We start from the raw sequence: 12,135 nt of genomic DNA, 5'->3' as shown, positions 1-12,135 counted from the left end.
GACTTGAATGACTGAATAAAACGTGGCGTGCGGCGATTAGACCGACACACCGATGAACCCGCGCCACCTCAACCGAAATGCGAGAGCACGCCGGCAATGGTAGCGGTCATGAACGTTGCGATCGAACCGCCAAGCACGGCGCGCAGCCCGAACTTGGCCAGATCGTGACGGCGTTCCGGTGCCAGACCGCCGATGCCGCCGATCTGGATCGCGATCGAGCTGAAGTTGGCAAAGCCGCACAGCGCATACGTGGCAATCAGCCGGCCTTCGGCGCTCAGGCCCACGCCCGGCACTTCGCCCTTCACGATCCGCGACAGCTCGCTATAGGCGACGAACTCGTTGATCACCACTTTCTGGCCGATCAGCGAGCCGACCGTGGTCGCGTCCACCCACGGGGTGCCGATCACCCAGGCGATCGGCGCCAGCACGTAGCCGAAGATGGTCGACAGGTTGGTCGGACGGCCCAGCGCTGCGGCAGCGCCGGTGACATCGCCCAACCAGGTCAGCGGCGCGTTGATCAACGCGATCAGCGCAATGAAAGCCAGCAGCATCGCGCCGATATTCAGCGCCAGCCGCAAGCCATCGCCGGCGCCGGCCGCAGCCGCATCGATGACATTGCTGGTGGTCTTTTCCACTTCCATCTTGACCGTGCCGCGGGTCAGCGGGGTGCCGGTTTCCGGCACCAGCAGCTTGGCCACCACCAGGGTGGCGGGCGCGGCCATGATGCTGGCGGCGAGTAGATGCTTGGCGTAGAACGCCTGCTGCGCAGGGTCGCTGCCGCCGAGCATGCCGACGTACGCTGCCAGCACGCCACCGGCGATATGCGCCATGCCGCCGATCATCATCGTCAGCAGCTCGGACTGGGTCATCTTGGGGATGTACGGGCGCACCGTCAGCGGCGCCTCGGTCTGGCCGATGAACACGCTGGCGCACACGCTGGTGGTTTCCGCCCCCGACACGCGCATCACCTTGGTGATCGCCCAGGCCATCGCACGCACGATCACCTGCATCACGCCCAGGTGGTAGAGCACGCCCATCAGCGCGGAGAAGAAGATGATGGTGGGCAGCACCTGGAACGCAAAAATGAAGCCGTTGCTGTTGATGTCCATCAGGCTGCCGAAAATGAAGCTGGAGCCCTCATTGACGAAGCTCAGCACCCTTACGAAGCCCTGGCCCAGCCAGTTGAACACGTCGCGCCCGCCCGGCACCAGCAGCACCAGTGCGGCGAACGAAATCTGCAGCGCCAGACCGGTGGCGACCAGCTTCCAGTCGATCGCGCGGCGATTGTTCGAAAACAGCCAGGTGATGCCGATGAGCACCGCCAGACCGAACAGGCCAAAGCCGATCCTTCCCAAACCTTCGACCATTCCATTCCCCGGCGCAGACGGCAAACCGAGAAGCCTAGAGCAGGGGGTGACGGTGGGCAAGGCGAGCGGTGTTCAGACGTTCCCCGTCAGCCCGCAACCGAGATGCAGCGGGCGCGGGTAGGTGTGGAGTTGGCAAGCGGGTGAGCCACGCTTGCGCAAAGTAGGGGATGTGCCGAGTTGACTCGCCGGCCGTATGCCGCCAGCAAGGGCACGTTCCCAAGCACGATCAGCCAGCCAGACGCCGCCTTCTGGTAGCCGTCGGCCACAAATACGTTTTTCTTCCAGCCACCGACCACAATCGGTGGTGCTTGCGCGCGTACCGACGTGGGACCTTATGCGGCATGGATGCCGCAGAAGAGCCTACAAGGACGTACTTGCGGCGTGTCCCACGCCGGTACGCGCGCAAGCGCCCCTCAGTGACCGAGGCTTTCTCAAAAACCCGTCAGATGTCGCGGGCGGGAGCAATCGATGCGCGGCGCCGCATCCGGGAGCGGGACACGCCGTGAATCCGTCCCTGGAGGCTCGGTGGCGGCATCCATGCCGCCACACGGTCCCGCCCCCGGACGCGACACCACGCTCCCACTTTTCGCAGCGGCTGATCCACAAGCAATGGCTGCATGCAGGCGGAATATCTGGAGATTCCGCGATCGATCATGTGACCAACATGCCACGCCCTGTCGCCCCGGCAACCTCACGTCCTACACTGCGCACGCCGATCCGGGGCAGGGCGCCGCGGAGGTTGTTGGAGTCTGCCAATGCATTACCGTCGTCTGGGTTCCACCGGGCTGCAGCTGTCGGCTTTGTCGTTCGGGGCCTGGGTCACCTTCGGCAAGCAGATCGGGCGCAGCGAAGCGCGCAACCTGATTGCCGCCGCCTGGGACAATGGCGTCAATTTCTTCGACAACGCCGAGGTCTACGCACGCGGCCGCGCCGAAGAAGTGATGGGCGATGTCATCGCCGACCTGCGCCTGCCGCGCGATGGCTATTGCGTCTCGAGCAAAGTGTTCTTCGGCGCGGTGGACAGCCCGCGCCCGACCCAGCGCGGGCTCTCGCGCAAGCACATCACCGACGCCTGCCATGCCGCGCTCAAGCGCCTGCGCGTGGAGTATCTGGATCTGTATTTCTGCCACCGGCCCGACCCGGAGACGCCCATCCAGGAAACCGTGCGCGGCATGGACGCACTGATCCGCCAGGGCAAGGTGCTGTACTGGGGCACCTCCGAATGGAGCGCCGAACAGTTGCGCGCCGCCATCGCCATCGCCGAGCAGGAGCATCTGCATGCCCCGTCGATGGAACAGCCGCAGTACAACCTGCTGCATCGCGACCGGCTGGAGCGCGAGTACGCGCCGCTATGCGAAGCCGGGCTGGGTACCACGATCTGGTCGCCGCTGGCCTCGGGCCTGCTTACCGGCAAGTACAACGCCGGCGTGGACGCCGACAGCCGCCTGGGCCAGCCGGGCAATCACTGGTTGCAGGACGAAGTGCTGGGTGCACCGGAGGCCCGCCGCCTGGAACGTGCCCGCGCGTTCTGCGCGCTGGCCGCCGAGTTGGGCCAGTCGCCCGCACGCCTGGCCATCGCCTGGTGCCTGCGCAACCCGCATGTGTCTACGGTGATTCTCGGCGCCAGCCGCGTAGCGCAGCTGGAAGAAAACCTCGGCGCGCTGGAGACGCTGACTCAGGTCGATGCAGCTGACTGGGCGCGGGTGGAAGAGGTCACGCGCTGAGGTGGGGTTGTTGATCCAGCTGGGCCAGGTCGGCCCCAGCTGGAATGTGAGAAGGCAGGCTTTTCATGACGGACGATGGAGCTGCGTCACGACCGCTGCGCATATCGATTGATAAATGCAATCGAAGTGGGTGGATTCATCTAAAGATCCAGGCATTCAAATGAGAATGGCTCTTGATCATTAAATGAGAATGGTTATTATTTGTCTGGCCAACCGACTGGAGATCCAGATCATGACCGCTCACCCCGTGCTGCTTCGCTCCGAACCGGTCAACCTGCGCGACCGCGCCGTCCCGCGCGCTGTCCCCGCAGAAGACGTCATCAGCAGCGAGGCGCTGCTCAAGGGCCGTCGCGAAGTGCTGATTCAGCATGGCGATCGCGTCTATCGCCTGCGCCATACCAGCAACGACAAGCTCATCCTGACCAAGTAACACTGCCGATAAGCCACTGCGCACCGCCAAGCGGGCGCGGTCGGTGTCGAGATCGGCAGGTGCCCAGCATCAGCCGCACTCGTTCGCTCCCGCAGCCTGATTGCCGCGCACGATGTTGTAAGTCGCTTCACCCTCCGCCGATGCCCGCTCGCGCAGGTATTGGAGCTGTCTGCCGCGGGCGTTGCCGCCGCCGCCCGCCACTTCATTCTCTCCCCTCGGCTGCCGCTCGCGGCGTCTGCCACAGCGCGCGCTGTCGGGGGTTCTTCTCGAAGGTTTCCGATGATCCGCCTGCATCCGCTGGTGGTCGCGCTGTCGCTGGCGCTGCCTGCTGTTCCGTTGTGTGCCCATGCTGCTGAACTCGACGGCAGCGGGGATGCCGCGCGTGAGGTGCACGACTTCAACCGGCTGCAGGTCACTGCCACGCGCACCCAGCGCGCCCTGGTCGATGTGCCGAGCACGGTGGATGTGATCGACCGCGAACAACTCGACAACCAACTGGTGCGCGAGCTCAAGGATCTGTTCCGTTACACGCCCGGCGTGTCGGTGACCAGCACCAGCGGCCGCTTCACCGGCGCCAACGGCATCCGCATCCGCGGGCTGGACGGCAACCGCGTGGCGATCCTGGTTGATAACGTGCCGGTGTCGGACACCTTCAGTTTCGGCAGCTACCTCAACGCCAACCGCAACTTCGTCGATCTGGAAACGCTCAAGCGCGTCGAAGTGGTGCGCGGGCCGGCCAGCTCCTTGTACGGTTCCGATGCGCTGGGCGGCGTGGTGGCCTTCGTCACCAAGGACCCGGCCGATTATCTCAGCGCCGACAAGCACAGCTACGTCGGCCTGAAGTTCGGCTACGAGGGCGACTGGAATGGCCTGTTCGCCGGTGCCACCGGCGCGTTCGGCGGCGAGCGCTGGAGCGGCATGGTGGCGGTGAGTCACCGCCAGGGTCAGGAAGCGCAGAACCAGGGCGACAACCGTAGCCGCGATTTCACCCGCACCGCAGCCAATCCGCAGCGCATCGACGGCCGCAGCGTGCTCGCCAAACTCGTCTACGCGCCAAACGCGCAGCAGCGCTTCAAGCTCACCGTGGAAGGCAACGAAGACTACGGCAGCATCGATGCGCTCACCGGTATCGACCCGCGTAACGCGATGGCTTCGCTGCGCATTCTGTCGCAGGAAGGGCGCGACCATCAGACCCGTGCGCGCGTCTCGCTGCGGCACGAGCTGGATGCACTGGATTGGGCGCTCGCCGACGATCTGCAGTGGCAGTTGTATCGCCAGGACAGTGAAAGCCTGCAGCGTACCGATGAGTTGCGCGGTAACAACACGCGCCGCCACAACGAACACAATTTCGATCAGCGCGTGTACGGGCTGCTGGTCAATGCGCACAAGTCCATCGACACCGGCACGCTCAGCCACGACATCACTTATGGTCTGGACGGCACCTGGACCGACACCCGCGCCAAGCGCGACGGGTATTCGGTGAATTTGGTCAATGGCGTGGTGACCAACCGGGTCGGTCAGGACGTGTTCCCGGTGCGCGATTTCCCCAACAGCGAAACCACCAAGCTCGGGTTATATGCGCAGGACGAGATCCGCCTGTTCGACGGCAAGCTGTCGCTGACACCCGGCGTGCGCGTGGATTATTTCCGCCTCTCGCCACAGGTGGACGATATCTTCCGCGAGGACAATCCCGGCGTAGCCGCTGCGACCATCGACGAAACCCAGGTCTCGCCCAAGTTCGGTGCGGTGTGGCGGTTTTCGGATGCGTGGTCGGCGTATGCCAATTACGCGCACGGCTTCCGCGCCCCGCCGTACAACGACGTCAATATCGGCTTCACCAATCTGCAGGCGCGCTACACCGCCATCGCCAATCCGGACCTGAAATCGGAGACCAGTCGCGGTGGCGAATTGGGGCTGCGTTTCAACGACGCGATCGGGTATCTGGGTGTCGCCGTGTACTACACCGACTACCGCAACTTCATCGAATCGTATGCGCCGGCCGGCTTCAATGCCGAAGGGCTGATGCTGTTCCAGTCGCGCAACGTGGACGATGTGGTGATCAAGGGCGCCGAAGCACGTGCCGGTGTCGATCTGGGCGCGCTGGCGGGCTGGCAGGGCTGGTCGCTCAACAGCGCCGTCGCCTATTCGGAAGGCGACAATCTCACCGACGACACGCCGCTCAATTCGGTCGACCCGCTGCGCGGCACCTTCGGGGTGGCCTTCGACAGCGATGCCTGGGGCGCAGAGTTGATCGGCACGGTCGTTGCGCGTAAACGCCGCCCGCAGCTGGATAGCTATTACACACCGGCCGGCTACGCCACGCTGGATCTGATGGGACATTGGGAGTTCGCGCCCGGTGCCAAGGTCACCGCCGGCATCTTCAATCTGGCCGACCGCCGCTATGTGGACTGGAACGCGCTGCCCAACGGCACACTGGCCAGCAGCACGGTGCTCGACCGCTTCACCGGCGCCGGGCGCACCGCCTCGGTCAGCCTGGCCGTGAGCTGGTAGCGGCCATGACCAGCGCCCGCCCACTGCCGCAGTTGTCGCATGCACGTGCCATCCGCGCCGCGCTGCCGCGTCCGCAGCAGCTGGCGGCTCTGGGCACGGTGCTATGTCTGTATCGGCCCGCGCTGGGCAATGAGCTGGATGGCTGGCAGCACGCGGTGGATGCGGCGGCGTGCCGGCAGGTCGACAGCGACGGCGTGCGCGAAAGCATCTGGTTCTTCGATGCCGAAGGACACTGCTGCTGGCGGATCTGCCTGTTGCCCGACAGCGATTTTTTGATCTGGGATCGCCTGATTTCGCGCCTGCCGCCGTTACCGATGGAAACCCATGAGCTGGGCGTCGGCGAACGGCTGTGGCGTCGTCTGGCCGGGCGCATGCGTGGTGAGGCTTGGCGATTGAGCGCGCTGCGGCTGCAGACTGCGGCCAGTCGCGAGCAGCCGTTTGTCGCCAGCCTGGCGACCGTGTCGGCGCTGGGCGCGGAGGTCGCCGCACGCCTGGCGCGCGAGGAGGGCATCGACGGACGCGTGGCGGTGGATGATTGCTGCTGCGCGCGCGCTGCCGCCTTGCGCATGGCCTCCACCACATCCAGCAACAACAACCCATCCGACATGACGACGTCGCTGGTGCGCCTGCGCCGCTGACGTTCCTGAGACCACCAACGAGAGTTCCGATGAGCCCACTGTTTCCCCGCTGTATCGCACTGACGCTGAGCCTGTTGCCGTTGATTGCCGCCGCCGACGCCCAGCGCGATCGCCAGAGCATCCTGGCGATGCAGGGCGAATACGCCGTGGACTTCGCCTTCGACGAAACCGTGCTGCTCAAGCCCGGTTACGAACGTGCCTCTGCGATGCGCAGCGGCGCCAGCGAAGTGGTCATCGTGGTCGAAGATTCACCGCGCAAAGTGGTGCTGCAGCACTTGCTGGTCGATGAAAAGAGCAAGCATGTGACCAAGCACTGGCGGCAGGACTGGATCTATGAGGCGCCACAGCGTTTCGAATTCACTGCCGAGCAGACCTGGACGGTGCATGCATTGCCGGCAGCCATCACGTCCGGCGCATGGACGCAATGCGTGTATGAAGTCAGCGACGCACCGCGCTACTGCGGCACCGGTCGCTGGGACTATGCCGAGGGTCATCCCACCTGGACCAGCGATCTGAGCTGGCGCCCGTTGCCGCGCCGCGAATACACCAAGCGCAGCGACTACAACGCGCTGTCGGTGATCAATCGCCACACGCTCACGCCCAACGGCTGGACCCACGAACAGTTCAACACCAAGGTGCTGCGCAAGCCGGATGGCAGCCAGGAAGCGATCGCGCGCGAGTTCGGCTTCAACGATTATCGCAAGACCACCGAGGTCGATTTCGCCCCGGCCTATGCGTACTGGAAAGGCACCCAGGGTTATTGGACCAAGGTGCGCACGCGCTGGGCCAAGTTCCTGGACACGCCGCCCGGCCTGCATCTGAAGACCAAGCCGGACGGCATGGCGATGATCATGCCGATGTTCCAGCAGGCCGAGACCGTGCAGAAGGGCAAGCGGGTCAAGGACGCGCAACTCGATGCGGTGTTCGCGCAGTGGGTGGAACCGGCGAACTAGGCACCCTATGCGGTAGGAGCGCACCAGGGCGCGACTTGGCATTCCCGAGAACGCCCATCGCGCCCCGGGAGCTCCTGCGAGGTCGCGCCCTGGTGCGCTCCTACGAGCAAGATGGCGGTTAGCCGTTCAAGAGCCGTTATTCCTTGAACATCAAAAACGCGGCCACCAGAATCAGGCCGAACGCGGCCCAGTGATTCCACTTCAACGACTGGCCCAGGTAGAACGTGGAGAAGCCGGCGAACACCAGCAGCGTGATCACTTCCTGCATGCCCTTGAGCTGCGGGGCCGAATAAACCGCGCTCCCGAGCCGGTTGCCCGGCACCTGCAGGCAGTATTCAAAAAACGCGATGCCCCAGCTGACCAGGATCGCGATCATCAACGGCGTGCTCTTGTACTTCAGATGCCCGTACCAGGCGAAGGTCATGAACACGTTGCTGGCGAGCAACAGCAGGATCGGGTAGACGTAAGCAGTGAAGGGCGCGGTGGGCATGACGGCGGTCGGGGTGTGAGCGGGCCGGCAGCATAATCCAGCCCCGTTAAGCGCACGCGACCGTGCCGATGAGCCCGGTGCCGCCTAGCGCTGCATGCCCCAGCGGCGCACGGTCAGCCGCTCGATCGCCTGGAATACCACCCCTTCCACCAGCAGGCCCAGCACGATCACCATCGCCAGGCCGGCGAACACCCGATCCGTATACAGCTCGTTGCGGTTCTGGAAGATGTACCAGCCCAGGCCGCCTTGGCCGGAGGTGGCGCCGAACACCAGCTCGGCGGCGATCAGGGTGCGCCAGGCGAAGGCCCAGCCGATCTTCAGCCCGGACAGGATCGCCGGCAGCGCGGCGGGAATCAGCAGCTGCGCCACGTAGCGTGGCCCACGCAGTCCGTAATTGCGCCCGGCCATGCGCAGGGTCTCCGGCACAGCCTGGAAACCGGCGTAGGTGGTCAGCGCCAGCGGCCACAGCACCGAATGCACCAGCACGAACACCAGGCTGCCGGTACCCAGGCCGAACCACAGCAAGGCCAGCGGCAGCAGCGCGATCGCCGGCAGCGGATTGAACATGGCGGTCAGCGTGCCGAGCACGTCGCGGCCCCAGCGCGTGGAAGCGGCCAGCGCGGTCAGCACGAAGGCCAGCACCACGCCGAGCGCATAGCCCTGCGCCAGCACGCGCAGCGAAGCGCCCACGCGGCGCAGCAACTCGCCGGACAGCAGCCCGTCATAGAACGCGCGTGCGGTCTGCAGCGCGCTGGGCAGCATCAGATCGTCGCCAACCACGCGTGCGGCGATCTCCCACACCGCGACCAGCACCACCAGCACCAGCGCCTTGCGCAGCCACGGCGGTGCCTGCCAGCGCGTTGGCGCGGCGGCTGCAACCAATGCCGGGTCCAGCGGCTGCAGGGCGACTTCGTACTCGGCCCGCACCGGCGGAAGCGGCGGCAGCGCGATGGCGGTACTGCGGCTCATGGCAGCGCCTCGCGTTGGCGTTCGGCCGGGCGACGCAGCGGCGCCACCTTGGCATCATCCAGGGCATCGTCGGGCAGGTCGAACAGCAGCCGATGAATGCGCTGCGCAGTCTGCTGGAACGCCACGCTACCGGCGCTGTGCGGGCCGAACGCATGCGCGTTGAGCTCGGCGCGCACCTGGCCCGGATGCGGCGACAACAGCAGCACGCGATTGCCGACCACTAACGCCTCCTCGATCGAATGGGTGACGAACAACAAGGTGAAGCGCGATTGCTCCCACAACTCCAGCACCTGTTCCTGCATGCGCGAACGCGTCAGCGCATCGAGTGCGGCGAACGGCTCGTCCATCAGCAACACGCGTGGGCGCATCGCCAGCGCGCGCGCAATCGCCACGCGTTGCTTCATGCCGCCGGACAAGGTGTGCGGGTAGGCCTGGGCAAACGCGCTCAGCCCGACCTGCGCCAGGCTGTCGTCGGCACGTTCGCGCGCCTCGGCACGCGACAGCTTGCGGGCTGCGCGCAGGCCGAACACAACGTTCTCGCGCACGGTCTTCCAGGGCGCCAGCTGGTCGAATTCCTGGAAGACGACCACCCGGTCCGGCCCCGGCCCGGTGACCGCGTTGCCATCCAGACGGATCTGCCCCTCGCGCGGGGTCACAAAGCCGGCCACCGCCTTGAGCAAGGTGGATTTACCGCACCCCGATGGCCCCAGCAGCACGAAGCGATCGGCTTCATGCACGTCGAAACGCACGCGGTGGGTGGCACGCACCACGCGCTGCGCGGAAGCGTATTCCAGGCTGACGTGGTCGACTTGCAGCAATGGCGTCGGCGTGGGCATCGCTCAGCTCCCGCCCGCAATCAGCGGGTCGTCGAAGAAGTAGTCGCTCAGCTTGCTCGGCGCCTGCTTGATCGCGCCGCTGTGCTGCATGAACTTGCCCAGCCCCAGCGTGTTCTGCGGCGCCACGGTGAATTGCACTTTCGGGTCCTTGAGGATCTGCAACACCAGCGCGCGATCGATGCTCGAGCCATTGCGACGCAGAAAGATATCCGCCGCCTGTTCCGGATGCGCGGTGACAAAACGTGCCGCCTGATCCAGCGCAGCGACGAAGGCACGATAGGTCTTGGGATTGTCGCGGCGGAATTTTTCGGTGGCATACAGCACCGTCGCCGACGAGGGGCCGCCTTCGATCTCGTAGGAGCTGGTCACGATATGCGCGGCCGGGTTACGCGCCAGTTCCTGCTCTTGGAACGGCGGGCTGGCAAAGTGCGCGGTGATCTCGGTGCGGCCGCGGATGATCGCGGCGGCCGCATCCGGATGCGGCAATGCGACCTGCAGCGGATCCAGCTGATGGGTGCCCTTGTCGCCCCAGCGTTGCTGCGAAGCGTGCTGCAGAAAACGCGACTGCACCGACACGCCGGTGGCCGGCACCGCAATCCGGTCCTGCGGGGTGAAATCGCCAATGGACTTGATGCGCGGATTGTTGCTGATCAGGTAATACGGAAAATTTCCCAGCGATGCCACGCCGCGCACGTTCTGGCGGCCATGCGTGCGGTCCCAGATGGTGAACAACGGCCCGACACCGGCACCGGCGATATCGATCGAACCGGTCAGCAAGGCATCGTTGACCGCAGCGCCGCCGGACAACTGCAGGAACTGCACGTCGATGTCCACGCCAGCGGCCTTGCCTTGCTGTTCGATGAGTTTTTGATCCTGCGCCACGTCCAGCAGCAGATAGACGATGCCGAACTGTTTGGCGACGCGCAGTTTTCCTTCGGCCTGCGCGTGCGCGCTTTGCAACATCGCTAGTGCTGCCAGAAGAAGCACCGCGACACGCCGGGAGAAACGACGGCGCTGCGAAGGTGCGTGAGAAGTGACGGTCAAACGCATGCGGCGCTCCAGTCGAGAGGGGAGGGAAGATGCGTGTCTCACCACGCGTTACGTGCCGTGAGACGCGCTTGAGGCAGCGCGTTTCTAGAACGGCGCATCGCCTTCGATGGTGGTGCGGTTGAGCCGACGGCGCAGGTGGTCCGGCGTGCCGGCGGCCAGATGCATCACCGAGCGGTTGTCCCAGAACACCATGTCGTGCGGCTGCCAACGGTGCCGATACACCAATGCCTCGCGGGTGCTGTGTTCGAACAGGGCCTGCAGCAGCGCATCACTTTCGTCGTCGGGCAAGCCGACGATGCGAGTGGTGAAATGTTCGCTGACAAACAGCGCTTTCTGGCCTGTCTCCGGGTGCGTGCGCACGATCGGATGCTGCACCGGTGTCACTTCGGCGATCTGTTCTGCCGTCAGCGCCGGGCGCCACGGATTGCGCGCACGCAGCTCTTCGTACTTGGCCAGGTAGCTGTGCTCGGCGCGCAGGTCCTGCACGGTGCGCTTGAGCGCATCGGGCAAGGTGTGCCAGGCCAGATGCTGATTGGCGAACAAGGTGTCGCCGCCCTCGCTGGGCAGCTCTTGCGCGTGCAGCAGCGAGCCCAGACTGGGCGTTTCCTTGTACGACAGGTCGGAGTGCCAGTAATGCCCGGCATCGCCCAGACCGATCGGTTCGCCGTTCTCCTTGATGTTGGACACCACCAGCACTTCCGGATGCCCACGCAACTGGAAATTGCGCAGCACATGGATCTGCAGCGGGCCGAAGCGCCGGCTGAAATCGACCTGCTGCGCCGGGGTGATGCGTTGGTCGCGGAACACCAGCACGTGGTGGTCCAGATGCGCTTGATGGATACGCGCGAAGGTGTCCGCATCCAGCGGCTGCGACAGATCCAGGCCGATCACTTCGGCGCCCAGCGGGGCATCGAACGGCACGATCTGCACACCGGAAGCTTGCACTGTGGAAACCGCATCGCGCTGGGTCTGCGCACGCGCGGCGGAAGTGACGCTGGCCATGACGGTGGCACCTCGACGGCAACGAAAGGCCGCCTGGGCCGGCGACCGGACAGACCACTCTAGGCAGTCGTGCCGCCGCTGCGAACGTACGATTGGCAACGTGCTTATGCGCTGCAGGTATATGCGACCCGGCATGACGGGCGACGCAGCTTGGCGACGCCCGAT

At 65.2% G+C, this 12,135-nt stretch carries 11 protein-coding genes; 5 read left to right on the top strand and 6 right to left on the bottom strand.

Features of this window, described 5'->3' with window-relative positions:
• Window positions 1-68: 68 nt before the first annotated feature.
• Entirely contained in the window at window positions 69-1,367 is a 1,299-nt protein-coding gene (locus ABS769_RS05500) for a NupC/NupG family nucleoside CNT transporter (RefSeq protein ID WP_317060657.1), read from the bottom strand.
• Between the two features lie 755 nt (window positions 1,368-2,122).
• On the opposite strand from ABS769_RS05500, the gene ABS769_RS05495 reads away from it, so the two are divergent.
• From ABS769_RS05495 to ABS769_RS05475, 5 genes are all read left to right on the top strand, one after another.
• Complete coding sequence (locus ABS769_RS05495) at window positions 2,123-3,091, top strand: potassium channel beta subunit family protein (RefSeq protein WP_317060658.1); 969 nt, start codon at window positions 2,123-2,125, stop codon at window positions 3,089-3,091.
• Window positions 3,092-3,281: 190 nt separating this feature from the next.
• Window positions 3,282-3,521 carry a hemin uptake protein HemP gene (gene hemP / locus ABS769_RS05490; RefSeq protein ID WP_023902748.1) on the top strand — a complete coding sequence of 80 codons (240 nt, stop codon included), beginning with the start codon at window positions 3,282-3,284 and terminating at the stop codon, window positions 3,519-3,521.
• Between the two features lie 279 nt (window positions 3,522-3,800).
• Window positions 3,801-6,032, top strand: coding sequence for a TonB-dependent hemoglobin/transferrin/lactoferrin family receptor (locus ABS769_RS05485; RefSeq protein ID WP_317060659.1), 2,232 nt, complete (start codon window positions 3,801-3,803; stop codon window positions 6,030-6,032).
• Window positions 6,033-6,037: 5 nt separating this feature from the next.
• Window positions 6,038-6,670 carry a Hemin transport protein gene (locus ABS769_RS05480; protein WP_317060660.1) on the top strand — a complete coding sequence of 211 codons (633 nt, stop codon included), beginning with the start codon at window positions 6,038-6,040 and terminating at the stop codon, window positions 6,668-6,670.
• Window positions 6,671-6,699: 29 nt separating this feature from the next.
• Window positions 6,700-7,623: a DUF6607 family protein gene (locus ABS769_RS05475; protein ID WP_317060661.1), complete on the top strand. Its 924-nt coding sequence runs from the start codon at window positions 6,700-6,702 to the stop codon at window positions 7,621-7,623.
• A 136-nt stretch (window positions 7,624-7,759) separates the two neighbouring features.
• On the opposite strand, the gene ABS769_RS05470 is transcribed toward ABS769_RS05475, so the two are convergent.
• From ABS769_RS05470 to ABS769_RS05450, 5 genes are all read right to left on the bottom strand, one after another.
• The gene (locus ABS769_RS05470; RefSeq protein ID WP_023902752.1) at window positions 7,760-8,113 is read right to left on the bottom strand and encodes a DMT family protein; all 354 of its coding nucleotides are present in this window, start codon (window positions 8,111-8,113) and stop codon (window positions 7,760-7,762) included.
• An 84-nt stretch (window positions 8,114-8,197) separates the two neighbouring features.
• On the bottom strand, window positions 8,198-9,082 hold the full coding sequence (locus tag ABS769_RS05465) for an ABC transporter permease (RefSeq protein ID WP_317060662.1): 885 nt from the start codon (window positions 9,080-9,082) through the stop codon (window positions 8,198-8,200).
• Entirely contained in the window at window positions 9,079-9,918 is an 840-nt protein-coding gene (locus tag ABS769_RS05460; protein WP_317060663.1) for an ABC transporter ATP-binding protein, read from the bottom strand. The genes ABS769_RS05465 and ABS769_RS05460 overlap by 4 nt, the downstream gene beginning before the upstream one ends.
• 3 nt (window positions 9,919-9,921) lie before the next feature.
• Window positions 9,922-10,968, bottom strand: coding sequence for an ABC transporter substrate-binding protein (locus tag ABS769_RS05455; protein WP_317060664.1), 1,047 nt, complete (start codon window positions 10,966-10,968; stop codon window positions 9,922-9,924).
• Between the two features lie 84 nt (window positions 10,969-11,052).
• Window positions 11,053-11,970, bottom strand: coding sequence for a TauD/TfdA dioxygenase family protein (locus tag ABS769_RS05450; protein ID WP_317060665.1), 918 nt, complete (start codon window positions 11,968-11,970; stop codon window positions 11,053-11,055).
• Between the last annotated feature and the right edge of the window lie 165 nt (window positions 11,971-12,135).

Source organism: Xanthomonas hortorum (assembly GCF_040279205.1).
GTDB lineage: Bacteria > Pseudomonadota > Gammaproteobacteria > Xanthomonadales > Xanthomonadaceae > Xanthomonas > Xanthomonas hortorum_F.
The sequence above is the reverse complement of the archived record's forward strand: the minus strand, read 5'-3'. Positions and strand labels throughout refer to the sequence as shown.